Here is a 25,760-nt window from a genome sequence, read left to right on the forward strand (position 1 = left end):
GCGAAGCGATGAGAAGAATATCTTTAGCGCTATTTTGCAAGTCTGTAGATAGGTAATCTTTTCCAAAGATAATCATCAGACATTCTTCGCTTCAAAACACTTTCGTAAATCTCTCTAAAGTGCTTTTTATAATCTACACAATACCCTTTATAATGTGAGCTATAGCCACTTTTTGGAATTGAGTTATTTTATTAGCGTTACAATCTGAGCCATTCTTTAGCCTGTTTTTCTAGCCAGATCACATCGCCGCTCGCATGAAATTCCACTTTAGGGAATGCGTGTGCATTTTTCTTAAGGGCGTATTTTTGCTGCAAATATTCTACAATAGCATCGCCAGAATGGATGAGTAGGGGGGGCGTTGAAAGGGCAAAATGCTCCATAAAATAGCCCTCAATTTTTTGAGCGATTAAGGGAAAATGCGTGCAACCTAAAATGATCACTTCAGGTAAAATCTCTAAGAGAGTGAAATAATAACGCATGCAAGTTTCTAACAATTCGCCCTCTAAAATACTTTCTTCAATCAAAGGCACAAAAAGAGAAGTGGCTAAATGCGAAACATTCAAATAGCCTTGTTGTTTCAGGGCGTTGTCATAAGCGTTGGATTGGATCGTCGCTTTTGTCCCTAGCACTAAAATAGGGGCGTTTTTATCTTTTACTTGTTGCTTGATCGCTAAAATGCTTGGCTCAATCACGCCCACAATAGGGATTTTGGAATGCTTTTGCATCTCTTCTAAAGCCAGAGCGCTCGCTGTGTTGCATGCCACAATCAATAACCCAATCTGGTGCGGTTTGAAAAAATCCAAAGCCTCTAAGCCAAATTGCTTGATCGTGGTGGGGTCTTTAGTGCCATAAGGCACTCTAGCGCTATCGCCATAATAGATGATTTCATCAAACAATTGCGCTTTTAAAAGGCTTTTTAAAACGCTAAACCCTCCCACACCGCTATCAAAAACGCCTATTTTCATGACACTTTTTTTAATTTAATGGGATTAATTAGGGATTTTATTTTTCATTCATCAAATTTAAAAATTCTTCATTGTCCTTAGTTTGTTGCATTTTAGAATACACAAAGCTTAAGGCTTCTATGTCATCCATTTGTTGCATCACATTCCTTAAAACCCACACTTTAGTCAAGCGGTCTTTGCCAAGCAAGATATTATCTTTTCGTGTGCCGGATTTTAAAATATCAAAGGCTGGGTAAATGCGCCTGTCCGCAATATTCCTCGCTAAAACGATTTCGCTATTCCCGGTACCTTTAAATTCTTCAAAAATCACCTCATCCATTCTAGATCCCGTTTCAATCAACGCCGTAGCGATAATCGTCAAGCTCCCGCCTTCTTCAATATTCCTTGCGGCCCCAAAAAAGCGCTTTGGCCTGTGCAAGGCGTTCGCATCCACGCCCCCACTTAAAACCTTACCGCTTGAAGGCGTTACGGCGTTATACGCTCTGGCTAAACGGGTGATAGAATCCAATAAAACCACCACATCTTTGCCCATTTCCACTCGCCTTTTAGCCCTTTCTAAGACTAATTCAGCGATCCTTATGTGGTTATTGGCGGGCAAATCAAAAGTGGAGCTAAAAACTTGACCTTTAACGCTTCGTTGCATATCCGTAACTTCTTCAGGGCGCTCATCCACTAAAAGGATAATCAATTCCACTTCAGGGTGGTTAGAAGTGATGCCTTGGGCGAGCTCTTTCATCAGCTCCGTTTTCCCGGTCCTTGGCGGTGCGACGATCAAAGCCCTTTGCCCTTTCCCCACAGGGCTGAATAAATCCAGCATCCTACCGGTAACTTTAGTGGATTCGTATTCTAATTTGATCTGTTCATCGGGGAATAGGGGGGTTAGATTGTCAAACAAAGGGCGGTTTCTAATCTCATCTGAAGGCGAGTAATTGATAGCCTCCACTTTTAAAAGGGCGTAGTATTTTTCCTGGTCTTTGGGGGATCGCACTTGACCGGTAACAATATCGCCATTCCTTAAAGCAAAACGCCTGATTTGAGAAGGGCTGACATAAGTGTCGTTATGCCCGTCTGAAAAACTCCCATCAAACCCCCTTAAAAAGCCATAGCCATCAGGCATGATTTCTAAAATCCCGGTAAAAAGAATGTATCCGCCTTGCGTAACTTGGGTTTTTAAAATTTCAAACATCAAGTCTTGTCGTTTGAATTCTTGGGGGTTTTCCACTTTGAGCTTGTTAGCGATTTCTAAAAGCTTTTCAGTAGGGTAGGCGCGTAAATCTTCAATGTGATAACCGCTCACTGGCGTGTGTGTTTTGACTTTGTGCGAACTTTTATGCGTAGGCACGTTTTCGTTCATTAAATTTCCTTTTAACAAGAAGAGATTTCTAGTTTGTTGCAATTAAGATAAAAAATACAAAAAGCTAAAGCATTCTTAAAAAATTAGTGTAACCAAAAGATGCTAATAAGTGGTGCATGCCACAAGTGTTGAATTTCGTAATGCTTCGCTATGTTATCATAATTTTTTTAACAAAGTCAAATTTTATTTTAACTTTAGAGTGGTTTTAATTTATTGTTACTTATGCTATAATTTTAAGTTTAAATTTAAAAATAAAGGATACTTGATGAAAAAAGGCATTCACCCCGAATATATCCCATGCAAAGTTACTTGCGTAACTAGCGGGAAAGAAATTGAAGTTTTAAGCACTAAACCTGAAATGCGTATTGATATTTCTAGCTTTTGCCACCCTTTCTATACCGGTAGCGATAAAATCGCTGACACTGCAGGGAGAGTAGAGAAATTCAAGCAACGCTACAACTTGAAGTAACTCTTTTAAAAAGCGTGGCTTTTTGTGCTGTATTTTTTGCCCACTCCTATAGGTAATCTCGCTGACATTACGCTACGCGCTTTAGAAGTTTTAGAGCGTTGCGAGGTTTTTTTATGCGAGGATACAAGGGTGAGTAAGAGGTTGTTACACTTGCTTGCGCAAAACCCTATTATTAGCCATTCTTTCCCCAACATCGCTACTCAAAAAAGGGAATTTATCGCATTCCATTCGCACAATGACCGGGAATTTTTAAACAAAGTAGAGCTTTCTTTTTTTGACAAAGAAATCGCTGTGATGAGCGATGCGGGCATGCCAAGTTTGAGCGATCCATGCATGAGTTTAGTCGCTCACGCTTTAAAACATAACATTCCCTACGATGTTTTGCCTGGGGCTAACGCGCTCACTACGGCGTTTTGCGCGAGCGGGTTTTTAGAAGGGCGGTTTTTTTACGCCGGCTTTTTACCTCATAAGAGTAAGGAAAGGCGCTTAAAAATCGCTAAAATTTTAAACGCTTTAGCGTATTTAGAAGAAAAAACCCCTGTGGTTTTTTATGAAAGCCCGCACCGATTGCTAGAGACTTTAAAAGATTTAAACGATCTGGCTAAAGGCATGCATTTGTTTGCGGCTAAAGAGCTTACCAAACTCCACCAGCAATATTATTTAGGAGAGGTTTCTCAAATCATAGAGCGGTTGCAACAAAATAATATCCAAGGGGAGTGGGTTTTAGTGCTTTTGAATGAGAAAAAAATAGAGCCTTGCATGGGGCTATCGGCGTTATTGGAGTTGGATTTACCTCCTAAAATTAAGGCTAAAATTGAAGCCACTATGACACAAAAAAACGCTAAAGAGCTTTATTTCCAGCGTTTGTTAGAAGAAAAAAATCAATAAAAGGGGTTTAGCATGCAAGCAGTAATTTATGGCAAGCAGGTGATTATGCACATTCTAAACTCTCATCAAGAAAAATTGCAAGAAATCTATCTTTCTAAAGAAATAGACAAAAAGCTTTTTTTCGCGCTCAAAAAAGCATGCCCTAATATCATCAAAGTGGATAATAAAAAAGCGCAAAGCTTGGCTAAGGGGGGGAACCATCAAGGGGTTTTAGCTAAGGTGGAACTGCCGTTAGCCATTCCCTTAAAAGAGATTAAAAAAGCTCAAAAACTTTTGGTGCTTTGTGGGATTACGGATGTGGGGAATATTGGGGGTATTTTTAGGAGTGCGTATTGTTTAGGAATGGATGGCGTTATTTTAGATTTTGCTAAAGAATTGGCTTATGAGGGGATTGTGCGATCCAGCTTGGGGCTTATGTATGATTTGCCTTTTAGCGTTGCGCCTAACACGCTGGATTTAATCAATGAATTGAAAACGAGCGGGTTTTTATGTTTGGGCGCAAGCATGCAAGGCTCTAGTCAAGTAGAAAATCTATGCTTAAAAAAATGCGCTCTTTTTTTGGGGAGCGAGCATGAGGGGTTGTCTAAAAAAATCCTTGCTAAAATGGACACTATATTGAGCGTAAAAATGCGAAGAGATTTTGATTCGCTCAATGTGAGCGTGGCAGCAGGGATCTTAATGGATAAAATCAACTAGGTGGTCAATTGAATGGAACAGCATAAAAAAAGTTTAGAAAATTTAGATATTTCTGATGTTCAAAACATTTCTAAAGATATTTCTGGTGCGGCATTAGAAGAATTATCGCTTAAAAATTTAGATAAAAATTTGCAGATTTTAAAAGAAGTTGGAGTAGCAGAAATTTGCAAGGCGACTAAAATCGCTTCTAAAAATATCCATTCTATCTTGGAAAAACGCTATGAGTCTTTATCAAGGGTGCGTGCTAGGGGCTTTATACAAATTTTAGAGCGCGAGTATAAAATTGATTTGAGTGCATGGGTGAAAGAATTTGACAAAGTGTGTGTTTTTAAAGAGGGCGTGGGAGAAGAGCAAAAACAAGAAACAAGCCCTGAAGAAACAGCAAAAAAACCCCTTAAGGTTGAATTGGATTACAACATCAATCAAGCCAATACTTCATTATCCAAAAAGTCTTCCAAATGGAAACCCTTTGTTATCGTTTTAGGGGTGGTTGTCATTATTTTAGTGGTCGTTATCATTCAAAACAGCTCTTCTTTAAAAGAAGAGAGAGAGCAAGAAAGTGCTATTAAGCCCGACACTAAAAATAGTTCTTTCAATGAAGTTAGTCCTACAGAAGAAAATAAGCCAGAGCCAACGCCTAAACCAAAAGAGAAACAAGACAAGCCAAGAGAACAAGACAAGCAAGGCAAAGAAGCAATCAAAGAAAATCCTAATACCATTTATATTATCCCTAAACGAGATATTTGGGTAGAAGTGATTGATTTAGATGAGAAAAAAAACTCTTTTCAGAAGGTTTTTAAAAAAAGTTATCCTTTAGAGGCTAAAAACCACCGCTTGTTGTTACGCTTTGGGCATGGGCATCTTAGCCTTAAAAACAACCATCAAGAACAAGATTATAACGACAGCAAAACTAGGCGGTTTTTATACGAGCCAAATAAAGGCTTAACGCTCATCAACGAGGCCCAATACAAAGAACTCCAGCAATGAAAAACCTTTTTTTAGCTTTTATTGTTGGGGGAACGCTATTAAATGCTGATGCTTTAAACGATAGGATTGAGAATTTAATGGGGGAGCGGGCTTATCATATGAACAAGCTTTTTTTAGAGCGTTTGTTTAAAAATCGCAAGGATTTCTATGCAATGGGGCGTTTGGATTCCTTGAAACTGCTCAACACTCTCAAAGAAAACGGGCTTTTGTCTTTTAATTTTGACAAGCCAAGCATGTTAAAAATCACTTTCAAGGCTTCAAGCAATCCCCTAGCGTTTGCCAAAAGCATCAATAATTCTTTGAGCATGATGGGGTATTCGTATGTTTTGCCCATTAAGATGCAAAGCTCTTCGGGCGAGAATGTTTTTTCATACGAGCTTAAAACGGAATATGTTTTAGACCCTAACATTTTGATAGAAACGATGAAAAGGCATGGTTTTGATTTTGTGGATATTAGGCGCATATCCTTGAAAGAGTGGGAATACGATTTTTCTTTACAAGAAGTCAAGCTCCCTAATGCGAGAGCCTTAGTTTTGAGTAGCGATCCTGTGGAGTTTAAGGAAGCGAGCGGGAAATACTGGCTGAGCGTGAATCAAAACGCATATTTAAAAATAAGCTCTAATAACCCTTTGTGGCAACCCAAAATCATTTTTTATGATGAAAACTTAAAGATCATTCAAATCATTGCTAAAGAAAACAGACAACAAGAAATCGCTCTTAACTTGCTTGATGGCGTGCGTTTTATCCATATCACTGACGCGAAAAACCCTATCATTTTAAAAAATGGGATTAGCGTGGTTTTTGATGCGATGCCTTAAGTAGGGGTAACCCTTATCCAATTGATTGGAATATAAGAAAATCCGCTTTCAGGCTTAAAAAAAGAGCCTTAATAATAGCGATCCACCCAATATTTACCAAAAAAAATCTTTTGTATCACACAGCCCACCAATAGCCCAGCTCCCGCTTCTATAAAAAGGACAGCCCACCAATTAATAAAGCCAAACCATACAAAAAACAAATGCACTGGTAAAGCGCCAAGCAATAGTGAAACGCCGCTCACAATAGAAATTCCAAAGCGGGTTTTAAAGATTTTACTTTTTTTGCCAAACGCCATGTCTGCTACAAATTCCCCACTAAAAGAAATCAAAAACCACCCAATCAAATGTTCAGGCATCAATAACCAATCCACTCCGCTATTTCTATTAACCGCTGTAATGACAAAAAGTGAGAAAAAATACACGCTTGAAGATGCAAAATGCCTGCCCCTATTCCTTAAAGACCAATTCCTAGAAAAGCGGCTTTTGATTTTTTCATATATAACCATGGGATTTCTTTCTTTTTTTAAAATACCATTAGACCTAACTTTTGTATTGTAAAATAAGAATGCTTTCATTCAACACGCCGAGCATGATGATTGTCTTTTTATATTCAAACAAAAGGGTAGAGATAGCAGATTGGTAACACAATGATATTTTTTATATTATTTTACAAACTATGTAAAATATTCGCTTTTTTCTAAAATGATAGCAAGTGGTGAAAAATTTGGCTTTGCTTTTATTGAGCGTTGGTTATAAAAAAATATTGCATTTTTTAAGATTGGATAGTAGAGGGTTTGATTTTATTCAAGCGGTATTTTTTAAAGCGGTCTTTAGGGATTTAGGGGAGATTTTAGTTGTAGGGGGAGAATGATTTCAAAACACCCCTTATTTCTTTAAGAAAATGGGTTTAAAATAAAGTTTAAACACACAATTTTAAAAGTTAAAGAACCAATTATCAAGTTTTCATTAACGCAAAGTTTTTTTATAGATCTAATTCATGCTCTCTACAAACGAACCAAGCGACATTAATTTTTGGTAGCGGTTGTCAAGGAAATGAGGGTCTTGTTGGATAGTCCTTAGAGCGTCTAAAAAATACTCTTTGATCGTGTTGGCGGCTGAAAATTTGTCTCTATGAGCCCCTTTGCTAGGCTCTAAGATAATATCATCAATAAGCCCCGCCTCCTTTAAGTCTCTGGGCGTGATTTTCATCGCTTTAATGGCCACTTCAGTCTTGCTAGGGTCATCCCAAAGAATCGCCGCGCAACCTTCTGGGGATATAACGCTAAAAATGGAATATTCCATCATGGCCAATTTGTCAGCCACCGCAATCGCTAATGCGCCACCACTGCCCCCTTCACCGATAATTACAGAGATAGTAGGGACTTTTAAGGAAGCGAACTCTTGGAGGTTTTTAGCGATCGCTTCACTCTGGCCTCTTTTCTCTGCACCAATTCCCGGATATGCCCCGGCTGTATCCACAAGCATTAAAATAGGCAAATTAAATTTTTCAGCAAACTTTGCCATTTTCAAAGCTTTACGATAGCCACAAGGGTTAGGCATGCCGAAATTTCTTAAAAGCTTGTTTTTAGTCCCTCTGCCTTTTTCTTCTCCGATCACCACAACCGGGACATTATCAATTTTCCCTATAAAGCACACGATCGCTTTATCATCGTTATAGTGCCTATCGCCAAAGACTTCATATTTATCTTTTAAGATGAGATCAATGTAATCCATAGCGTAGGGTCTGTCAGGGTGTCTTGCTAATTGGAGTTTTTGAAAGTCTGTGAGATTGGAGTAAATGGTTTTAACTTCTTTATCCAATCTTTTTTCTAAGATTTCTTTAGCGTCCTCATCGCCTCTAATAAGGGCTAATTCAATTTCATTTTGAATCTCTTTAATATGATTTTCAAAATCTAAATAAACGGCCATTCAAAATCCTAACTTTATAAAACTAGGCTTTTTTGAAAATCACAACACCATTAGTGCCACCAAAACCAAATGAGTTACTCATCACTGCATCCACTTGTTTTTCTCTAGCCACATTAGGGATATAATCTAGATCGCATTCTGGGTCAGGCGTTTCTTGATTGATGGTAGGAGGTAAGATCCCTTGATTCATGGCCATGATAGAAATAACGGCTTCTAACGCACCCGCAGCGCCTAAACAATGCCCAATCTGCCCTTTAGTAGAGCTAACAGGGGGGACTTTTTCTTTAGAGCCAAACACATTTTTTAGAGCGATGCTCTCATATAAATCGTTATAATGCGTGCTTGTCCCATGAGCGTTCACATAGCCTACTTCCACTTTCGCCATTTCCAAAGCCATTTTCATGGCTCTAAAAGCCCCTTCGCCCTCAGGGGCTGGGGCTGTGATATGGTTAGCATCGCCGCTCTCGCCATACCCGGCAAATTCTGCATAAATTTTCGCCCCTCTTTTTTTCGCGCTCTCGTATTCTTCAAGCACCAAAGCCCCAGCGCCTTCGCCCATCACAAAACCATTGCGATCCTTATCAAAAGGTCTTGAAGCTTTTTTAGGCTCATCATTCCTTGTAGAAAGGGCTTTAATGCTCGCAAACCCTCCAATCCCTACAGGACAAATGGTGGATTCCGCTCCCACGACTAGCATTTTATCAGCCCCACCAAGTAAAATGGTTTTAACCGCTTCAATAATGGCATGAGTGCCTGCTGCACAAGCCGTTACGCTAGAGAGATTAGGCCCTTTAATGCCAAACTCAATGGAAGTGAAACCACCAATCATATTCACTAATGCAGAAGTGATGAAAAAGGGATTGACTTTTCTAGGGCCTTTTTCAAAACAAAAAATGGAATTCGCTTCAATATTGCCTAACCCACCAATCCCAGATCCAGAGCTTACGCCCATGCGATTTGCCAATTCTTCAGGGCATCTATTGTGAGCGTCTAAAATCCCACTATCCTTCATCGCCTCTCTTGTGGCTTTCAAGGCTAATTGAATGAAACGACCCGCCTTTTTAACATCTTTGGGATTCATCACCTCTGTAGGGTCAAAGTCAGTGATTTCTCCAGCAATACGCACAGGAAACGCGCTCGCATCAAAACTTTCTATGTGTTTGATACCGCATTCTCCCTTAGCGATCGCTAAAAAAGAATCTTCTTTATTTAAACCTAGCGAATTGATCATTCCCATTCCAGTTACTACAATCCGACGCACCAATAGCTCCTCATTTTAAAACTTTCATTCAATAAAACTAGATTTTAGCTAAAGCTAAATTTTTAAGTAAAACCTGGAGACAAACGCTCCAAGTTAAAAAAAGATTAAGCTAGTTTATTGTCCTCAATATACTTCACCACATCGCCCACATTGACGATTTTTTCCGCTTGCTCATCAGGAATTTCAATGTTAAACTTTTCTTCTAACGCCATGATCAATTCCACGACATCTAAAGAGTCCGCACCCAAATCCTTCACAAATTCCGCCTCTGGCGTAACTTGCGCCGCATCCACATTCAACTGCTCAGCAATAACTGCCTGAATATCTTCAAATAAAGCCATAATTAAAACTCCCTTGTTTTGTAAAAATTAAATCAACCATTCATTGAAGCGTTTATTTTTGCTCCAAAACATCTAAAATCCTATACAACAAATAAATTACAATGAGAAACAATATTAAGTAAATAATCCCCATTTGATAATAACCTCTTTGTTTTAGAATAACCTCATAATGTTAGCATGATTTTTGCTACTTACAAACTTTTATCGCTAAAAGAATGTTTAGGACTACATATAAAGCCCGCCATTGACTTTGAGAGTCTCCCCAGTGATGTAACTAGAGTGATCGCTCAAAAGAAACGCTACCGCTTCTGCCACTTCCTTAGCAGACCCTAGCCTGTTTAAAGGAATGTTTTTAACATAATCCGCTTTGAGTTCGTCTTTCAAATTAGCGTTCATGTCGGTTTCTATAAAGCCTGGCGTTACAGAGTTGAAACGAATATTCCTTAAAGCTCCCTCATAAGCAAAGGACTTGCTCATCGCAATCATCCCCCCCTTACTCGCTGAGTAGTTTGTCTGCCCCATATTACCTCTTTCACCAATGATAGAAGCGACATTAACCACGCTCCCAAAACGACTCTTACTCATCACCTTTAAAGCCTCTCGGCAACCTATAAAAGCTGAAGTGAGATTATTGTCTATGACATGGTGAAAGTCTTCTGTCTTCATTTTGATGGCTAATTTATCGCGCACCACACCAGCGTTATTCACCAAATAAGACAAACCTCCATCGCTTTGAACAATGGTTTGTATCGCTTCAACGAAATCGCTTTCAGAAGTCGCATCAAATTTAATGACGGCCACTTTATAGCCTTTTTCTTCAAGCTCATTTTTCAAAGCGTCAGCCACTTCAGCATTACTGCGGTAGTTGATCCAAACTTTCAGCCCCATAGAAGCGAGAGTTTTGGCGATTTCGGCCCCAATGCCTTTAGAAGCTCCAGTAATGAGAACATTTTTCCCTGTGAATCGCATGATTATCCTTAAATTTTAAATTTTTCTCAAAGCTTATTATAGTCTTGACTCATAACGCCTTAACATATAAAGACGCTTTAAAATCTTCTTTTTAGCGCTGATTTTTTGCTTTTTGCGCTTTTCGGTTTTAGACTCAAAGAATCTCCTTGCACGGCATTCTGTTACTACCAAATTGCGATCGGTTTGCTTTTTGAATCTCCTGTAAGCTTCATCAAATGCATCGCCTTCTCTAACCTTAATCCCTGGCATACTGCTATCACCTCTTTTCCATAGCTTAAAATCATTGCTTAACAATGGCTACAAATGAAATAGCATTATATAAGACGAATTAACTGGTTGTCAAGAATTTTCACTTTTTTCTAGCGATTTTGTTAATAAGGTTATAAGGATCAAAGGCAACCGTCATATACACTTGGTAAGATTCTGACCAAGGCAAACTCCTATCAAAGCCCCCACGCATCGCATTAAGCACGAAGTTGATTCGAACGGATGCGAAGTCGTTTTTCCAATTGTAATAAAAATCAAAACGGTTATACATGTTGGCTTGAAAGAATGGCACGCCACGATAAATAGGCGTGGGGCAGTAAGAAGGCGTGCAATACATTTCAACATATTGGTATTGGTTATAAAAAGGCATTTCTGGGGTCTTGGCGAAGAAAAATAAATTGTGGATGCCAAAGCCTTTGTATTGGATCTCCACATCCAATTGCCCGCCCACGCTGTTCATAAAAGGCACATTTTTGTGGATTTGCCTTAATCGGCTTAATTCAGAAACCATGCCAAAACTAGCGTTGAGCTTTTCCATAAAGGGAGCGATGTCTAAAAGGCTTGTCCCTATGTAAGCGTTAAAATAGAGGCGATCCATAAGATAAATATTATTATTTTCAATCGCTTTTTTTTCATTAAACTGCATGCCATCAGCCCCATTCAAAAGGTATTTGTCTTCGTTATGGAATAAGACAAAATACCCTCCAATACCCAATAAATCCTTAAAGAAATTATAAGCGACAGAGCCGTTCATTTGAAACCTGTCCATCGCATTCCCATAAGGGTTTCTCCCGAATTTACAAGTGTTATAACAATTGCCTCCAAACCAATCTAGCATGAATTCCGCATGCCCATAATAGGGTTTTGAAGGCGAATAATGGTTTTGAAACTGCAATAAAAACCCCCTAGCGTTGGGATCTATAAACCAATAATAGGGGGCAAAAATATTCAAACCATACCTCCCTAAGAGGTTTTTTCTAGGAAAGATGCCACCATAAAAAGTAAAACGCTTTCCCCTAGCCTTATAATACATCGTAGGCCCCCAACGATAGGGAAAATTGGTGCTGTAATTATGGAAGTTTTGAAAGAAATACGCCCCCACAGTCAGGCTTTGCTCCACACCTCTTGTATAAAATTGGATCCCAAAATTTGGAGTCAAACGGGTTTTAAGATTGGTGTTAGTATTGACCCAATAAGGCGTTGAGCCTTCATGGTCCATGATGAACATATTGAAACCCAGATTGTATTTAAAAATATTCCAATCAAAAGCATGCGAATTAACGGCTAGCAAACAGACTAGAGAAGAATGTTTTAAAAAGGTGTTTATTGCCACTTGTTACCCCTATGTCATCATTTTTTTGATAAAAAAGCTTATCTTGTAACAAATGGGTATTCTAGCACATCTAAAAATATTTTTCTTTAGATTTAATATAAAATGGCGTTTATTTCATGTTAGAATAGCCGTTATGATGTTACAACATACTAACTAAAAAAGGAAATTTTAATGGAATTAGGAAATAAAAATATAAAACCCGGTCGTAAGCGTGTCGCTGTAGATGAGTTGAAACGCAATTTTTCAGTGACTTTTTATCTCTCTAAAGAAGAGCATGATGTTTTGAGACGCTTGGCTGACGAAGAGGTAGAAAGCGTCAATTCTTTTGTCAAACGCCACATTTTAAAAACGATCATTTACAAAAAAGGCACTAACCAAGATTCTTCTATACAATTGTGATTCTTCTAGTAGGCTTTAAGCCTACTTTAAGGTATTGGCTCTTTAAGAGCAACACCCACTAGAGCATTTAGTTTTAATCCCTACCGATGAGCGATCCATCAAGCAAAACCCTTTCCCCTCTAAATAGCGTTTCGCATCAAATCCGGCCACAAACAAGCCTCCAGCAAATAACGCCAAGTCTTTAACCACTAGCCTTCCAGCTCCAGAAAGCCATGGGAAATGCTGATTGACAAACACTTCTGGCGTTGTGAATAAAAAGGATAGAGTCGTGATCGTCATCCCAGCGACAAGCAAGCCCCCAACTACGCCCATTAAAGGCATCCAAAGCCCTAAAAGCACCAAAATGCCTAGGATCATGATCGTAATCCCTAAACCTTCAGCCACTAAATAAGTGCGGTTTTCTTTATGCCATTCTTTGTTTTCAGCGATTTTAGGGTCATCTTGCATTTCTTCTTGCATGGATTGGGATTCAGACATTTTGTGTTGTTTGTATGCGGGCTTTTCAAATTTATACATGAAAGAAAAGAAAGGGGAATTAGCCACAAAAGGAGCGATCCCTTCGGCTTCATACGGCACAAACTTAAGCCCTCCAATCCAAATAAAAATGATGAAAATAGCTATATGCATCAAATAGCCGCCTAGATTCTGGAGTTTTGTAATCACTTCAAGCAATGATTTTAACGCTTGCATGGTTTTATTCCTTTAGGATATTTTTTATATTGCTAAAAACAGCTCGCAAATGATAGCGCATTATGTTTAATTACGACAAAATCATTACCATTACAAGAAATAATGATCAAAAACACCCATTTTCAAAAACACTGCCCAAAACGCTCATGCCAATATAACGCACGATTCCTTTATAAAAAATTTCATCATTTTTTAAAGAAAGCTCTAAAGATTCGTTGCTTTTAGGGATGAGAGTGGCTTTTTTAGGCGTGTTATAAAAAATGCGTGCGGCGATAAAAACCGCTGCCATGCCTGTCCCGCAAGCCAGCGTGAAATCTTCAACCCCTCTTTCATAAGTTTGTAAAAAAATCGTCTCTTTATTTTCTATAAAAGCGATGTTAATATTAGCGTTAAATTCATGCCTTAAAGCCCTTAATTCCAGTGTGTTAAGGGAATTTAACCACTCTTTATTTTTCACAAACCCCACTAAATGCGGCACTCCTGTGTTGATGAGATAGAACATAGGGATATTTTCTAAAACGCTGTTATTAGTAAAAAATTTTTTGCATCTTAAATTGGGTATGGTGTCTAGGATTTCGTAGTTACCGAGATTACTCTCAATAATATTGGGCTCTTCTATGCGAATAGAAATCTCTCTTTTCCCGGCTAAAAAAACATGCTCTTTAGGGGCTATAGCATGTTGGTAGGCAAATAACCCCACGCAACGGCTCGCATTCCCGCACATGCCAGCTTTAGAGCCGTCTGAATTGTAAAAATCCCATTCGTAGTCATAATCTTTACTCGGTAAGACGACCACAAGCCCATCAGCCCCAAAACCCTCATGCCTATGGCACACCTGTTGGGCTAAATTGGAAAAATCTTTTTTTTTGAAACTTTGCGTGATTAAAAAATCATTCCCACTCCCTGAATATTTGTAAAACACCATTAATACAAGCCTTTTTGATTTTAATTATAAGTTAAAAGAGGTTTTTTATCCTTAAAAGAGCGTTTTTTAGCTAACATTTGATAATTTTTGGTTCAGTTTAATGGGGATAATTTCATGAAAGCTCAGTATTTCTTTTGGATTCTTTTTTTGATTGGTTTTTATTGGATGATCTATCTGTATCAAGATTTTTTAATGGATGCATTGATCGCTGGGCTTTTGTGCGTGGGGTTTTTTCAAGTGAAAGTTTTTTTAGATAAGCGTTTTTTCAATGTTGTCAGTTCGTTTTTATGCGTTTTAATTTTAGCGAGCGTTTTGATCGTGCCGTTGTATTTTATTGTTTATAAAAGTTCTAATATCATTTTTGAAATCAATTTTGAAAAATTTTCAGCCCTAATCAAATGGCTTAAGGGGACAATCACCGAAAATTTGTCGCATTTTCCTGCCATTCATGATGGAGTGAGCAAGTTTTTAGAAAATTTTAGTGCCGCTTCCATCACGGGTTATTTGTTGAAAATAAGCAGCTATGTGGGAAGATACAGCTTGAAACTCATTACAGACGCTTTGTTTATCTTGGGGCTGTTGTTTTTCTTTTTTTATTATGGGGAGAGATTTTATCGTTATTTTTTGGGGGTCTTGCCTCTTGGAATGAATCAAAGCAAAAAGATTTTTGAAGAAGTGGCTGGGATTTTACGAATCGTGCTTTTAACTTCTCTCATCACGGTTATTTTAGAGGGTGTGGCGTTTGGGGTGATGATCGTATGGTTTGGGCATGACGGCTGGTCTTTGGGGATTTTATACGGCCTAGCGTCTTTGGTGCCGGCTGTTGGGGGGGCTTTGATTTGGATCCCTATAGCGATTTATGAGCTTTATCATGGGCATGTGAATGAGGCTATTTTTATCGCTCTATATTCCATTTTATTGATTAGCGTGTTGATTGATAGCGTGATCAAGCCAATTTTAATCGTCTTCATCAAAAAAAGAATTTTTAAAACCACCCTTAAAATCAATGAAATGTTGATTTTCTTTTCTATGATTGCTGGGATTTCACAATTTGGTTTTTGGGGGATCATTGTAGGGCCTACTATCACGGCGTTTTTTATTGCGTTACTGCGATTGTATGAAAATTACTTTATCCAAAACGATCAAAAAGCATGCGAATAAGCCCTATGGCTCACAACGAAATTTTTAAAAATGATATATAAGAGTGAGAAATAACCATTCTTATGAAGAATTTTCAAACACCTCATTTAATGCGAACGCAAATTTAAACCCATATTTTATAGATACAAATTTTATTTTTTATAACGAATGAGAGGGTAGGAGCAGTTTTTGCATAAAAGTTCTAGCGCTTCGCCCTTTAAAAAATGGGTTTTGATAGCCATAGCTTTTTGGCTGTTTAAAATATCTTTTAGGGGCGTATGGTTTAAATCGCCAAGGCTGATATGAGCTTGCGTGTCCATGCAACACGGCACGACAACGCCATTAGATAAAATAGCGATTTGCTTGATCAAGCCGTAACAATAGGGGATTTTTGATTCTTGGTTTAAAGGATTTTGGGCGTTCAAATTCGGCCATTTAAAGGTTTTTTGGATATTCAAAAAACTTTTTTTAAACAAACGAACGCGGCCTTGCGATTTTAGAGTCTCTAAAGAAACGCATTCAAAGCTTTCTAAAAAAGGCTTGATCAAATTCTGGTGTTTTTCAAGGGTGCTATCTTGAATGCGTAAATTCAAAAACACTTCGCTATTTTTTTCAAATTTATAGCGGCAAAATTCTAAAATCTTTTGGATATAGCGGTGTTGGTTGATTTTATTATGAGCGTCTAGCCCTGCGTCTAAAGAAATAGAGATTTGATAGATCACATCTTGTAAAAGCGTCTCAAAGTCGTGCAAATACGCCCCGCTAGTTACCAAATCCACTTTCAAAGAAAAGCGTTTAGCGGTGCTTAAATAGCGGTTTAAATTTTTGAGTTTGCAAGGATCGCCTAAAACATGCAAGGTGATAATTGGGGTTAAGGGGGCCGCTTCTCTACAAATTTTTTCAAACAATTCCAAAGGCATCACGCCTCTGATATTTTTGGGGTTAGGGCAAAAACTGCATTGCAACCCGCAAATATCGCTTAATTCTATATAGATTTTTTTAAAAAGTTTCTTGTTGGGTGTCAATTCTTATGAGAAAATAGTAACGAAACAGACTAGACATTGAAGCGAAAATGCAACACATCGCCATCTTGAACGATATAATCCTTACCTTCAATGCGTAACGCTCCCTTTTCTTTCGCTCCGGCTTCGCCCTTATAAGCGATAAAATCATCATAACTGATGGTTTCAGCTCTGATAAAGCCTTTTTCAAAATCCTTATGGATCACCCCAGCAGCCACGGGTGCACTAGAGCCTTTTTTAATCGTCCATGATCGCACTTCCTTGACCCCAGCGGTAAAATAATTGATCAAACCTAATTCCTTAAAACTCAAACGAATGGTCTTTTCTAGCCCGCTTTCTTCTACACCTAAACTTTGCAAAAATTCTTTGACTTCATCTCCACTCATAGAAACCATTTCTTCTTCCAATTTAGCGCACAAGGCGACAAACTCGCTATTTTGCTCTTTCGCATGGTTTTTGACTTTTTTGGCATGCTCATTGAGCGCGTTTAAATCTTCTTCGCCCACATTAGCGACATAGATCATTTTTTTATGAGATAAAAAACGCAATTCCTTGTCCAACTCCAAAAAAGCCTCGCTTGTATTCAAGGGGAAAGTTTTCGCCGGTTTTAATTCTTCTAAATGCGTTTTTAAACTCAAAGCGCATTCTAAAAGATTTTTAGCGTCTTTTGAGCTTTTTAGGGCTTTTTGCAAGCGATCGATCCTTTTGTCTAAAGTGGCAATATCCGCCAAAATCAACTCCAATTCAATGGTTTCTATATCATTCAAAGGGTCAATTTTGTCGTTCACATGCGTGATATTATCATCTTCAAAACAGCGCACCACTTGCAAGATCACTTCGCATTCCTTGATATTGGCTAAAAATTGATTGCCTAAACCCTCCCCTTTGCTCGCTCCCTTAATCAACCCAGCAATATCCACAAATTCCACCACAGAATGCAAAATGCGTTCAGGCTTTACGATTTGAGCCAACGCATCAAGCCGCCTATCAGGCACATTCACAATGGCTTTATTGGGTTCAATGGTGCAAAAAGGGTAGTTCGCGCTCTCTGCATTCTGGGTTTTAGTGAGTGCGTTAAAGGTGCTGGATTTGCCCACATTAGGCAAACCCACAATGCCTACAGACAAGCCCATTTCAAGCCTTTTTCAAAAGCTCTTCCACAAAAGCTGTGCAAGCTCTCACGCCAGCCCCACTCGCTCCAAAGCTATTCACATCCCATTCTTTTTCCACATAAGCAGGGCCTGCAATGTCAATGTGTAGCCACTTATCCTTAAATTCATCTCTAATAAATTCATTTAAAAACAAGCCCGCAGTGATCGCACCGCCATAGCGTGAAGAAGAAATATTGCACACATCAGCGATTTTAGATTCAATCAATTTCTTTAAATGGCGGTTAAAGGGGAGTTTGGCTAACAATTCACCGGATTCCAACCCTGAAGTTTCAAAGAGGTTTTTCAATTCTTCATTATGCCCCATGATCGCTGAAGTGAATTCGCCTAAGCCTACAACGCATGCCCCTGTAAGGGTCGCAAAATCCACGATCACATCAGGGCTTAAGTCTTGAGCGTAGCTCAAACAATCCGCTAAAACCAAACGCCCTTCAGCGTCGGTATTACGAATCTCTATGCTCTTGCCTTCTTTAGAGATTAAAATATCATCTGGTTTATAAGCAGCTGGGCCTATCATGTTTTCTGTAGCCCCAATAATACCATGCACTTCAGCTTCCACGCCCAATTTAGCTAACGCGTTTAAAAGCCCGATCACCGCAGAGCCACCGCCTTTATCCGCTTTCATGGTAACCATGTAATCGGCCGGTTTCAAGCTCAAACCCCCACAATCATAAGTCAAGCCCTTACCCACTAAAGCGATTTTTTTCTTCGCTTTTTTGGGTTTATAGACTAAATGGATCAAGCGAGGAGGATTGACTCCAAGAGAGGCTTTATTGACCGCTAAAAAGGCGTTCATTTTCTTTTCTTCTAAAAATTTTTCATCATGGACATGGATTTCTAAATGGTTTTCTTTAGCCACTTTTTGCGCCACTTCAGCCATATAAACCGGGGTGCCAATCATAGGGGGGGTATTGACTAGATCCCTAACGATATTCAAGCTTTCTGTCATGATTTCAGCGTATTTTAAAGCTTCTTTAGCGCTCTTTTCTAAAGAATTCGTGCAAGTTTTTTCGCAAGGTTTGTGCAATTCTAAAGCGACAATGGCTTCTTTTAAAACGCTTTCTTTTTTGTTGGATTTAAAAGTGTCGTATTCATACAAGCCTAATTTTAAGCCCAAGAACAACGCTTTCAAATTTTCTAAAAGCACGTTATCTTTAGAATGCGTTCCACAAGTATAAACGCCCACTTTAACGCTTTTAAAAGCGAGTTTCTTAAGGGTGCGAACGGCCAAACACGCGCTCTCTCTCAATAAATGCACATCGTCTTCTTTAACGCCCACATACAGGATTTTATTTTCTTGGTCTAAAAATACGCCTTCGCCTTCGTATTTAAAGGTTTCTAGCAATTCTTTATTTTTGACCCAAGCATGGCTAAAATCCTTATTGATAATAAAAACTAAACTGCATTCAGCTTTTGCGTTTTCAAAAGTGGTTTTTTCTAATTTGATTTTTAACATAAAGTCTCCTTTTTTAATTTCATATCTTTCAAGAATTGTATTGCACTCTAGCGGTTTTTCTTGCTATAGTATTGGAAATACCATAGAACCAACGCCAAGAAAGATACTAATAGTAATATTAGCGCATAAGGGTGTTTTTTAAGCCACTCTAACGCATGCAATAATTCTTCTCCTAAATACCACGCTAGAATAATGGTAATGCTCGCCCACACCATCGCGCTAATGAGATTGATGATAGCGAATTTTAAAGCGCTATAACGCGTGAGGCCTATGCTAATGGGAATGATGGTGCGCATGCCATACATGTAGCGTTGGATAAAAATGATAAACCAGCCGTGTTTTTGCAACAATAAATGGGCTAGGGCTAGTTTTCGGCGTTGTTTTTCTAGCTTTTTTTGGATGTAAGCTTTATTGGTGCGGCCGATGTAAAAATAGATCTGATCCCCCACAAAACCCCCAATCCCTGCGACTAAAATGGCTAACCCTAAATGCATATGACCGGTATAGCTAGCAATCCCTGCTAAAATTAACCCGATTTCGCCTTCTAAAATACTCCACCCAAATAAAATGAGATACCCCCAAGTCGCTGCATGCTGATTCCATAAGTCAATGATGTATTCTTCCAAAATTCACCCTTATTCTAGCACTCTAACAAACAAAAGGTTTTCACGCGTTCTTCTAAAAGTTGGATACCCGGTAATTCTTTTAACCCTATCAAAAAGCATGCTTCTATGCATTCGGCTTGTAGGGCTTTGATAAGCTCAAGGCTCGCTAAAGCTGTGCCTCCAGTGGCTAATAAATCATCAATCAACACCACTCTTACCCCCTTAATTCCCCTAAAAGCGTCAGAGTGGATTTCTATGCTATCGCTCCCGTATTCTAAACTATAGCTTTGAGATAAGGTGTGTGCGGGGAGTTTGCCTTTTTTCCTCACAGGCACAAAACCCACCCCAAGCGCATAAGCGAGAGCAGAGCCTAAAATAAACCCCCTCGCTTCAATGCCCACGATAAAGTCTATATTGAGAGCGAGATAGCGTTTTTTGAGCGCGTCAATGAGTTTGTTAAAGAGTTTAGGGTAGTTGAGTAGCGTGGTAATATCTTTGAATAAAATCCCTTTTTTAGGGTAGTCTTTCACTTCTCTGATGCTTTGTAAAAGTTCTTCTTTGAGCGTTTCATTCATTTTGATTTCCTTTAATATAACGGATTGGTTGTAGAATTTTGGTTTATTATAGCGTTTTTAAAGGAGAGCTTCTATTTTTTGCTCCAATTCTTTAATACGATTTTTATATTTATCCGATTCGCCTTTGTATTCAGAGTTGCGTTGTTTAAGGGCTTTTAGTTCTGTTTTTAACGAGCTCATTTCTTGGGTAAGAATATCAATATTACCTAAAGCCCTTTGGAGTTGCAACTGGTGTTTTTGGATCAAAATTTCAGCTTCTTGTAAGGTGAGCTTCATGGATGCGTTGGTGCGTTCTTGCCGTTTAGCCACGGTTTTAAAAAAGAAAGTACGCACACCCATATAAAGGATAAAAACAATAGCGATAGTGAGAATAAACCATTGGGTAAACATTCTATTAAAATATCCTTTTAGCGAAACGATGCAATTATACTACATTAGGTTGATGATTTCAGCGATTCATCTAGCTTTTGGATGCGCAACACATGGCGGCCTTGTTCAAATTCTGTAGAGAAAAACGCTTCTAAAATGCTTTCTGCTACGCCGATACCGCTAATCTTTTCGCCCAAGCACAAGACATTGGCGTTATTGTGCAAGCGAGTCATTTTAGCCATGTAAGCATCAAGGCACAAAGCGGCTCTAATACCTTTAAAGCGATTAGCACCCATGCTCATGCCTATCCCTGTAGCACACACTAAAATACCATAGCTTTGCGCGTTTTCTAAGACTTTTTGGCACACTAATTTGGCGTAATCAGGGTAATCCACCCTTGTAGTGGGTAAAAAAGCTTGGATCTTAAAACGCTTGTCTTCTAAAAAATGTTTAACAAATTCTGCAAGATGCAACCCTGCATGATCGCTTCCTATAAAAACTTGAGCGGTATTTAAGGGCTTATTCATAAGCTCTCCTTGATAAAAGATTAAGAAAGGAGTAAGGAAAATAAAAATCTTGTGGGTGCATGGATAAAAAACTCCGATAAAGGGGGGATAAATAAGAATACTAACACAATCAACAAGCCGTAGCGTTCCATTTTAGAAAACCATTCCAATAAAAACGCGCTTTTAAAATGCAACGCTAAAAAGCCTAACGCTTTGGAGCCGTCTAAAGGCGGGATAGGGAGACTATTGAAAACGCCCAAGACAAGATTATAAAGAATGCCTTGAATGAGAAAGGTTACTAAAGCGAGCTGATAAAGATTCAATTCATTGATGCTTAAAGCGTTGATCCCTAGTCTTTGGAAGCTCCAATGCGTGATGGAAGCGAGCAGAACGGCCAGAGTGAAATTATAAATCACCCCGGCTAAACTCACCACTACGCATGCCAGAGAGCCTTTTTGAGAGACAATGTAGCGCATATCCACAGGCACGGGTTTGGCCCACCCAAACAAAAAAGGGGCTTGAAAAATGAGTAACAGAGCCGGTAAAAGCACCGAACCCATCATGTCTAAATGCCTGATAGGGTTTAAACTCAAACGCTTGGCGTCTTTCGCACTCCTATCCCCGAATAAAAACGCGCTCAAGCCATGCATGATCTCATGCCCTATGATAGCGATCAAAAGGGCTAGGATTTTCATTAAGGTGGTAATAAAACTTTCTAAAGAGAAATCAAAAAATTGCACAAAAAACCTTAATGCGTTGTCTTTTCTTTTTTAATGATTTTTTCTAAGCCTTCAACGCTTTTAAACATGCGTTCCCAACGCACCAGATAGCGTTTTTTGGGGTTATTTTCTGCATCCATTTCCAGGCTATTTTTTAAACTCAAACTGAAATAAACAAACCATGGCGAACCCACGATATTTTTATAAGCCACACTCCCCCAAAAGCGCGAGTCGCTAGAATTGTCTCTGTTATCACCGATCATGAAAAATTCATCGTCATTGATTTTTTTATAAAACACCTTTTCGCCCTCCATTTGAATGAGTTGCATGCTGATATTAGCTTCTGCACCTTGAGTGGCTAACTGCTCCATTAAATGGAAGGTTTCATTGTCTTTTTGGTAATGGATACCCGGATGCTCACTTTTATAAGGGTTTAAAACAAAAATTTTACCCATAAATTCTTTAGTCATGGCGTTAGGGTAATGTTTAGCAATGTAAGTTTTGTCCGTGCCGCTCTCAAAAGGGTGCAAATAAAACCCCTCATTAGTGAATAACACCTCATCGCCCCCAATGGCAAAATTCCTTTTGACATAGTAAGATTTTTTTTCATGGGGAGGGATAAATACCACCACTTCGCCGCGCTTGGGGCGATCCCCCTCTATCAAATGCCCGTTATTTTTAAAATCAGGCATAACAGGGAGCTCAATCCATGGGATTTTAGGAATGGGTATGCCGTAAGAAAACTTTTTGACAAAGAGCATGTCGCCCTCATAGAGCGTGCCTACCATAGAGCGAGAGGGAATGATAAAGGCTTGCGCGATAAAAAAGATAACCAACAGCACGATAATAATCGTCCCTACCCAACTGGAGCAAAATGCATAAACAGAGCGTAAAAATTTCATTTAAAATCCCTTCCTTTGTTGTTTTTCAAAAGCGATTAGAGTGTTTTCTAAAAGCGAAACGATCGTCATAGGCCCCACGCCTTTAGGCACAGGGGTGATAAAACCGGCGACTTTTTGCGCATTGGTGAAATCCACATCGCCCACGATACGCCCATCATTTAAATGATTGATCCCAATATCCACCACTACAGCCCCTTTTTTTAACATGCTCGCTTTAATCAAATCAGGCTTACCCACGCCCACGCAGACAATATCAGCGCTTTGGGTGTAAAAACTAATGTCTTTAGTCAAAATATGACACACGCTCACGCTAGCCCCAGCGTTTAACATGAGCATGCTTAAAGGTTTTCCAATGATATTGCTCGCCCCAATAATCGCCACATCCTTGCCCTTGATTCCAATATGATAATGCTCTAAAAGACGCATCACGCCCATAGGGGTGGCTGGCAGAAACGATTCTTTTTGAGTGCAGAGCTTGCCGATATTAAGGGGGTGGAAACCATCCACATCTTTGTTTGGGTCAATGGCTTCTAAAACCATTTTAGTATCAATGTGTCTGGGCAAAGGGAGCTGGACTAAAACGCCTGAAATGTTTTGATCGGTATTGTAATCTTTAATCAAGGACAGCAATTTGGCTTCAGTAACATTTTCTTGGAGAGTTTTTAAATCAAAATCCATGCCCACCCTTTGGCATGCTTTGATCTTCATATTGACATAAGTGATACTCGCAGGATCTTTCCCCACTAAAATCACGGCCAGTTTGGGGCTTTTATGCGTTTGCGCGGTTATTGTTTGGATTTTATTTTTCAAATCTTTTTCTATATCATAAGCTAACGCTTGCCCGTCTAATAAAACAACGCCCCTATTTGGCATGCCCATTTATCCTTTATATAATTAAAATCCTATTATTGTAGCAAAAATCATGCGTTTAATGGAATTAAAAACTCAGTTTGTCAATCTTTAAGATTAGCCCCATGATAGAGCAAGTAGAAACTAAGGGCTTTCAAAGATTCTAATTGCTGATAAAACTTAGAAGCTTCTATTTTGTCGTTTTGTTTCTTGTCGTTTTGTTTATCCTCTGGCTCTTTAGGGCTTTCATTCAAATACCTTAACCCCAAACTTGGGTTATAAAAATAATCTTTGGTAGCGATCGCTTCATAACCTAGCGCGTAATTGGGGTGGCTTGGAGGGTTTGTTGTATTGTTAGAAAATAAAGGCTTTCCAAAACTCACAAATTGAAAACCTTTAGGAGCGACTAATTCAATAATCGTAGGAGCGATGTCTAAATGCGAGCCGACCTGACTGATTTTTTTAGGCTTTAAAGTAGGGGCGAACAAAATAAGCGGCACGGATTTAATGGTATATAAATCGTTTTTAGCGTATTCATAGCTCCTGTCAAAATGATCCCCTGTGATGATAAAAAGCGAGTTAGGGAATTTTTGGCTGGCTTTTTTGATGAAATTGACGATTACTTTGTCATACCAGTAAATATGCCCTAAAGAATTAGCGTCCGGTAGATTTTCTGATTTAGGGGTTTTTTCCACAAATTTTTGGATTTTTTCTAAAGGCACGCCAAAGGCTTTGAGATTCACGTTTTTGATCGCGTGGTTGCTTAAAGTCATGACCATGCTGAAAGTTTTTTCATTGGGGTTGGTGTTTTCTAAAATATAGTCAAATAAAATATTATCATGCACTCCCCAGTTGCTCTCTATGGGTTTGGGGTAGGGCTTGTTTTTGGCAAATTCTAAGAGATGGTTATTGAAATAAAGGGCGTGAAAACCTTGTTTTTTGGTGAAACTAGTGAGTTTGTTCCAAATCCCACTGCCTCCATAATAAAAGTTGTTTCTATACCCTAGAGTTTTTGTGATATTGCCAATCGCCATAGGAAAGCTAGGGAGGATCACCCCTGAATTGACTAAGTTATTATCATTGATATAAGGCAAGCCTGTGATTTGGACATCTAGGCTTTTAACGGTCCGTGGGGCGCTTTCAATAAAAGCAGAAAGCATGTGGGCATGCTCTTTTTTGACCAAATCTTGTAAAGCGCTCGTTAGCCCTATAGCGTCAAATTTTGGATCAAAATGCCATGAGCTTAGGGACTCTGAAACGATATAAAAAACATGTTGAATGGTTTGATTGGAATTGTTATGGCTTGTCTGAGAAAGCAACTCATAGAGGTTGTTTTGGGGGTTTTCTTTAAGATTGAAATAATTTTTCGCCACTTCTAAAGGCGTTTCTTTAGCAAAATCGCTGAATTTAAGGTTATGGCTTTGTCTGTAATTGCGCACCAAAAGATAAAGGTTGCGAAACGCCCCGGGGGTAATTTTCATTAAAAAAGGATCTTTGGCTGGCTCTATGCTGAGATCTAAAGACGCGCCAACAAAACTCAATTGCGCGTTAATGTAAAACATTTGCGTGAGCGAAAAAAGAATGAATAAAATGAAAGTTTTAAGGGGTTTGGTGCGGGCGGCTTGATACACATTTTTGGGTTTAAAAAGGGCGTTTTGGAGTTTGAAATAGATAAAAGAAATTAAAACGCTAAGGATTACAAAGAGTGAAAAACTAGAAAGAATAGGGTATTCCCCACTCATTTTTAAAATCGTGAGCGTGTCTTCATGCAAAAATTCCAATAAATTTTCATCAAACACATTCCCATAAATGCCATAATAAACAATGTTCGCAATATTTAAAAACAGGATAATAGCGATAGAAAAACACGCCATAATATTAAGCATTCTGGTTTGGTGTTTGGAGGCCAATAACCCTAATAACCCGATGAGGATAAAAAGAATCGCCAGGCTTGAAACCACACGATTATCGTATCTTGCCCCATTGAATAGGGTTTTAATGATTTCATCAAAAATAGGGTTTTTTAAAGCGTGCTTATAATAGCCAGTATAAAGGATAAAGCCGATACGACTGAACACAAACAACAAACTCATAAAAAAAGTGAAATAAAAACCTTTTAAAAAGAGCGAAAATAGGGCATTAGATAAGGGTTTCATA

29 protein-coding genes and 1 pseudogene are annotated in these 25,760 nt (G+C 38.8%); 8 read left to right on the forward strand and 22 right to left on the reverse strand.

What is annotated here, in order from left to right; all coding sequences use genetic code 11:
* Window positions 1-197: 197 nt before the first annotated feature.
* Both murI and rho read right to left on the reverse strand, forming a co-directional pair.
* Window positions 198-965, reverse strand: coding sequence for a glutamate racemase (murI, locus tag EXS92_RS03285; RefSeq protein WP_165515558.1), 768 nt, complete (start codon window positions 963-965; stop codon window positions 198-200).
* A 37-nt stretch (window positions 966-1,002) separates the two neighbouring features.
* Window positions 1,003-2,319, reverse strand: a complete 1,317-nt coding sequence (gene rho / locus EXS92_RS03290) for a transcription termination factor Rho (RefSeq protein ID WP_165515559.1) — start codon at window positions 2,317-2,319, stop codon at window positions 1,003-1,005.
* 265 nt (window positions 2,320-2,584) lie between these two features.
* Here rho and rpmE point away from each other — a divergent pair, with 265 nt between their 5' ends.
* The 5 genes from rpmE to EXS92_RS03315 are packed head-to-tail and all read left to right on the forward strand — an operon-like array spanning window position 2,585 to window position 6,177.
* Window positions 2,585-2,788: a 50S ribosomal protein L31 gene (rpmE, locus tag EXS92_RS03295; RefSeq protein ID WP_000715278.1), complete on the forward strand. Its 204-nt coding sequence runs from the start codon at window positions 2,585-2,587 to the stop codon at window positions 2,786-2,788.
* 24 nt (window positions 2,789-2,812) lie between these two features.
* Window positions 2,813-3,676, forward strand: coding sequence for a 16S rRNA (cytidine(1402)-2'-O)-methyltransferase (gene rsmI, locus EXS92_RS03300; RefSeq protein ID WP_165515560.1), 864 nt, complete (start codon window positions 2,813-2,815; stop codon window positions 3,674-3,676).
* 12 nt (window positions 3,677-3,688) lie between these two features.
* Window positions 3,689-4,372 carry a 23S rRNA (guanosine(2251)-2'-O)-methyltransferase RlmB gene (gene rlmB / locus EXS92_RS03305; protein WP_165515561.1) on the forward strand — a complete coding sequence of 228 codons (684 nt, stop codon included), beginning with the start codon at window positions 3,689-3,691 and terminating at the stop codon, window positions 4,370-4,372.
* Window positions 4,373-4,384: 12 nt separating this feature from the next.
* Window positions 4,385-5,359 carry a sialidase gene (locus EXS92_RS03310; protein ID WP_165515562.1) on the forward strand — a complete coding sequence of 325 codons (975 nt, stop codon included), beginning with the start codon at window positions 4,385-4,387 and terminating at the stop codon, window positions 5,357-5,359.
* Window positions 5,356-6,177, forward strand: coding sequence for a hypothetical protein (locus EXS92_RS03315; RefSeq protein ID WP_165515563.1), 822 nt, complete (start codon window positions 5,356-5,358; stop codon window positions 6,175-6,177). The genes EXS92_RS03310 and EXS92_RS03315 overlap by 4 nt, the downstream gene beginning before the upstream one ends.
* A 68-nt stretch (window positions 6,178-6,245) precedes the next feature.
* On the opposite strand, the gene EXS92_RS03320 is transcribed toward EXS92_RS03315, so the two are convergent.
* Entirely contained in the window at window positions 6,246-6,683 is a 438-nt protein-coding gene (locus EXS92_RS03320; protein WP_165515564.1) for a hypothetical protein, read from the reverse strand.
* Window positions 6,684-6,889: 206 nt separating this feature from the next.
* Between EXS92_RS03320 and EXS92_RS03325 the strand changes: the two genes are divergently transcribed.
* The gene (locus EXS92_RS03325) at window positions 6,890-7,048 is read left to right on the forward strand and encodes a hypothetical protein (protein WP_165515548.1); all 159 of its coding nucleotides are present in this window, start codon (window positions 6,890-6,892) and stop codon (window positions 7,046-7,048) included.
* A 119-nt stretch (window positions 7,049-7,167) separates the two neighbouring features.
* Here the strand turns inward: EXS92_RS03325 and accA are convergent, their stop codons facing one another.
* The 6 genes from accA to EXS92_RS03355 all read right to left on the reverse strand — a co-directional run bounded on the left by accA (window position 7,168) and on the right by EXS92_RS03355 (window position 12,277).
* Window positions 7,168-8,106, reverse strand: coding sequence for an acetyl-CoA carboxylase carboxyl transferase subunit alpha (gene accA / locus EXS92_RS03330; RefSeq protein WP_165515565.1), 939 nt, complete (start codon window positions 8,104-8,106; stop codon window positions 7,168-7,170).
* A gap of 22 nt (window positions 8,107-8,128) precedes the next feature.
* Window positions 8,129-9,367: a beta-ketoacyl-ACP synthase II gene (locus tag EXS92_RS03335; RefSeq protein WP_079362515.1), complete on the reverse strand. Its 1,239-nt coding sequence runs from the start codon at window positions 9,365-9,367 to the stop codon at window positions 8,129-8,131.
* A 104-nt stretch (window positions 9,368-9,471) separates the two neighbouring features.
* Complete coding sequence (acpP, locus tag EXS92_RS03340) at window positions 9,472-9,708, reverse strand: acyl carrier protein (protein WP_001163095.1); 237 nt, start codon at window positions 9,706-9,708, stop codon at window positions 9,472-9,474.
* A 225-nt stretch (window positions 9,709-9,933) separates the two neighbouring features.
* Window positions 9,934-10,677 carry a 3-oxoacyl-ACP reductase FabG gene (gene fabG / locus EXS92_RS03345; protein ID WP_165515566.1) on the reverse strand — a complete coding sequence of 248 codons (744 nt, stop codon included), beginning with the start codon at window positions 10,675-10,677 and terminating at the stop codon, window positions 9,934-9,936.
* A 36-nt stretch (window positions 10,678-10,713) separates the two neighbouring features.
* Window positions 10,714-10,926, reverse strand: a complete 213-nt coding sequence (gene rpsU, locus EXS92_RS03350) for a 30S ribosomal protein S21 (RefSeq protein WP_001117775.1) — start codon at window positions 10,924-10,926, stop codon at window positions 10,714-10,716.
* Between the two features lie 100 nt (window positions 10,927-11,026).
* Complete coding sequence (locus EXS92_RS03355) at window positions 11,027-12,277, reverse strand: hypothetical protein (RefSeq protein WP_165515567.1); 1,251 nt, start codon at window positions 12,275-12,277, stop codon at window positions 11,027-11,029.
* 171 nt (window positions 12,278-12,448) lie between these two features.
* On the opposite strand from EXS92_RS03355, the pseudogene EXS92_RS03360 reads away from it, so the two are divergent.
* Window positions 12,449-12,695 (forward strand): annotated as a pseudogene (locus EXS92_RS03360) (ribbon-helix-helix domain-containing protein).
* 23 nt (window positions 12,696-12,718) lie between these two features.
* On the opposite strand, the gene EXS92_RS03365 reads toward EXS92_RS03360, so the two are convergent.
* On the reverse strand, window positions 12,719-13,366 hold the full coding sequence (locus EXS92_RS03365) for a YkgB family protein (RefSeq protein WP_024369379.1): 648 nt from the start codon (window positions 13,364-13,366) through the stop codon (window positions 12,719-12,721).
* A gap of 106 nt (window positions 13,367-13,472) precedes the next feature.
* Entirely contained in the window at window positions 13,473-14,291 is an 819-nt protein-coding gene (dapF, locus tag EXS92_RS03370) for a diaminopimelate epimerase (RefSeq protein ID WP_165515569.1), read from the reverse strand.
* Window positions 14,292-14,405: 114 nt separating this feature from the next.
* Between dapF and EXS92_RS03375 the strand changes: the two genes are divergently transcribed.
* Window positions 14,406-15,452 carry an AI-2E family transporter gene (locus EXS92_RS03375; protein WP_000647340.1) on the forward strand — a complete coding sequence of 349 codons (1,047 nt, stop codon included), beginning with the start codon at window positions 14,406-14,408 and terminating at the stop codon, window positions 15,450-15,452.
* Between the two features lie 131 nt (window positions 15,453-15,583).
* Here EXS92_RS03375 and EXS92_RS03380 read toward each other — a convergent pair whose 3' ends face one another.
* From EXS92_RS03380 to EXS92_RS03430, 11 genes are all read right to left on the reverse strand, one after another.
* Window positions 15,584-16,456, reverse strand: a complete 873-nt coding sequence (locus EXS92_RS03380; protein WP_165515570.1) for a radical SAM/SPASM domain-containing protein — start codon at window positions 16,454-16,456, stop codon at window positions 15,584-15,586.
* A 29-nt stretch (window positions 16,457-16,485) separates the two neighbouring features.
* Window positions 16,486-17,586, reverse strand: a complete 1,101-nt coding sequence (gene ychF / locus EXS92_RS03385; RefSeq protein ID WP_165515571.1) for a redox-regulated ATPase YchF — start codon at window positions 17,584-17,586, stop codon at window positions 16,486-16,488.
* 1 nt (window position 17,587) lies between these two features.
* Window positions 17,588-19,078: a leucyl aminopeptidase gene (locus EXS92_RS03390; protein WP_165515572.1), complete on the reverse strand. Its 1,491-nt coding sequence runs from the start codon at window positions 19,076-19,078 to the stop codon at window positions 17,588-17,590.
* Between the two features lie 47 nt (window positions 19,079-19,125).
* Window positions 19,126-19,704: a DedA family protein gene (locus EXS92_RS03395; protein WP_000393402.1), complete on the reverse strand. Its 579-nt coding sequence runs from the start codon at window positions 19,702-19,704 to the stop codon at window positions 19,126-19,128.
* 14 nt (window positions 19,705-19,718) lie between these two features.
* Window positions 19,719-20,258, reverse strand: coding sequence for an adenine phosphoribosyltransferase (gene apt, locus EXS92_RS03400; protein ID WP_001006106.1), 540 nt, complete (start codon window positions 20,256-20,258; stop codon window positions 19,719-19,721).
* A 57-nt stretch (window positions 20,259-20,315) separates the two neighbouring features.
* Entirely contained in the window at window positions 20,316-20,648 is a 333-nt protein-coding gene (locus EXS92_RS03405; RefSeq protein ID WP_000495094.1) for a hypothetical protein, read from the reverse strand.
* A gap of 44 nt (window positions 20,649-20,692) precedes the next feature.
* Window positions 20,693-21,154, reverse strand: coding sequence for a ribose 5-phosphate isomerase B (gene rpiB, locus EXS92_RS03410; RefSeq protein ID WP_001039837.1), 462 nt, complete (start codon window positions 21,152-21,154; stop codon window positions 20,693-20,695).
* A 20-nt stretch (window positions 21,155-21,174) separates the two neighbouring features.
* Window positions 21,175-21,873, reverse strand: coding sequence for a zinc metalloprotease (locus EXS92_RS03415; protein WP_165515573.1), 699 nt, complete (start codon window positions 21,871-21,873; stop codon window positions 21,175-21,177).
* An 8-nt stretch (window positions 21,874-21,881) separates the two neighbouring features.
* A complete protein-coding gene (gene lepB, locus EXS92_RS03420) occupies window positions 21,882-22,754 on the reverse strand; it encodes a signal peptidase I (RefSeq protein ID WP_165515574.1) in 873 nt (290 codons plus the stop codon).
* The gene (folD, locus tag EXS92_RS03425; protein WP_198935903.1) at window positions 22,755-23,627 is read right to left on the reverse strand and encodes a bifunctional methylenetetrahydrofolate dehydrogenase/methenyltetrahydrofolate cyclohydrolase FolD; all 873 of its coding nucleotides are present in this window, start codon (window positions 23,625-23,627) and stop codon (window positions 22,755-22,757) included.
* A gap of 80 nt (window positions 23,628-23,707) precedes the next feature.
* Window positions 23,708-25,759, reverse strand: a complete 2,052-nt coding sequence (locus EXS92_RS03430; protein WP_165515575.1) for an LTA synthase family protein — start codon at window positions 25,757-25,759, stop codon at window positions 23,708-23,710.
* Window position 25,760: the final 1 nt, after the last annotated feature.

Source organism: Helicobacter pylori, assembly GCF_011175115.1.
In the GTDB taxonomy this organism is placed as follows: Bacteria; Campylobacterota; Campylobacteria; order Campylobacterales; family Helicobacteraceae; genus Helicobacter; species Helicobacter pylori_DF.

Excerpts from the sequence above, each read along its gene's own strand:
- rpsU (WP_001117775.1), bottom strand. The coding sequence starts at position 10,926 with ATGCCAGGGATTAAGGTTAGAGAAGGCGATGCATTTGATGAAGCTTAC.
- EXS92_RS03430 (WP_165515575.1), bottom strand. The coding sequence starts at position 25,759 with ATGAAACCCTTATCTAATGCCCTATTTTCGCTCTTTTTAAAAGGTTTT.
- folD (WP_198935903.1), bottom strand. The coding sequence starts at position 23,627 with ATGCCAAATAGGGGCGTTGTTTTATTAGACGGGCAAGCGTTAGCTTAT.
- lepB (WP_165515574.1), bottom strand. The coding sequence starts at position 22,754 with ATGAAATTTTTACGCTCTGTTTATGCATTTTGCTCCAGTTGGGTAGGG.
- EXS92_RS03320 (WP_165515564.1), bottom strand. The coding sequence starts at position 6,683 with ATGGTTATATATGAAAAAATCAAAAGCCGCTTTTCTAGGAATTGGTCT.
- EXS92_RS03310 (WP_165515562.1), top strand. The coding sequence starts at position 4,385 with ATGGAACAGCATAAAAAAAGTTTAGAAAATTTAGATATTTCTGATGTT.
- rho (WP_165515559.1), bottom strand. The coding sequence starts at position 2,319 with ATGAACGAAAACGTGCCTACGCATAAAAGTTCGCACAAAGTCAAAACA.
- apt (WP_001006106.1), bottom strand. The coding sequence starts at position 20,258 with ATGAATGAAACGCTCAAAGAAGAACTTTTACAAAGCATCAGAGAAGTG.
- EXS92_RS03375 (WP_000647340.1), top strand. The coding sequence starts at position 14,406 with ATGAAAGCTCAGTATTTCTTTTGGATTCTTTTTTTGATTGGTTTTTAT.
- fabG (WP_165515566.1), bottom strand. The coding sequence starts at position 10,677 with ATGCGATTCACAGGGAAAAATGTTCTCATTACTGGAGCTTCTAAAGGC.
- EXS92_RS03315 (WP_165515563.1), top strand. The coding sequence starts at position 5,356 with ATGAAAAACCTTTTTTTAGCTTTTATTGTTGGGGGAACGCTATTAAAT.
- acpP (WP_001163095.1), bottom strand. The coding sequence starts at position 9,708 with ATGGCTTTATTTGAAGATATTCAGGCAGTTATTGCTGAGCAGTTGAAT.
- dapF (WP_165515569.1), bottom strand. The coding sequence starts at position 14,291 with ATGGTGTTTTACAAATATTCAGGGAGTGGGAATGATTTTTTAATCACG.
- rpmE (WP_000715278.1), top strand. The coding sequence starts at position 2,585 with ATGAAAAAAGGCATTCACCCCGAATATATCCCATGCAAAGTTACTTGC.
- ychF (WP_165515571.1), bottom strand. The coding sequence starts at position 17,586 with ATGGGCTTGTCTGTAGGCATTGTGGGTTTGCCTAATGTGGGCAAATCC.
- EXS92_RS03390 (WP_165515572.1), bottom strand. The coding sequence starts at position 19,078 with ATGTTAAAAATCAAATTAGAAAAAACCACTTTTGAAAACGCAAAAGCT.
- murI (WP_165515558.1), bottom strand. The coding sequence starts at position 965 with ATGAAAATAGGCGTTTTTGATAGCGGTGTGGGAGGGTTTAGCGTTTTA.
- EXS92_RS03365 (WP_024369379.1), bottom strand. The coding sequence starts at position 13,366 with ATGCAAGCGTTAAAATCATTGCTTGAAGTGATTACAAAACTCCAGAAT.
- EXS92_RS03405 (WP_000495094.1), bottom strand. The coding sequence starts at position 20,648 with ATGTTTACCCAATGGTTTATTCTCACTATCGCTATTGTTTTTATCCTT.
- accA (WP_165515565.1), bottom strand. The coding sequence starts at position 8,106 with ATGGCCGTTTATTTAGATTTTGAAAATCATATTAAAGAGATTCAAAAT.
- rlmB (WP_165515561.1), top strand. The coding sequence starts at position 3,689 with ATGCAAGCAGTAATTTATGGCAAGCAGGTGATTATGCACATTCTAAAC.
- rpiB (WP_001039837.1), bottom strand. The coding sequence starts at position 21,154 with ATGAATAAGCCCTTAAATACCGCTCAAGTTTTTATAGGAAGCGATCAT.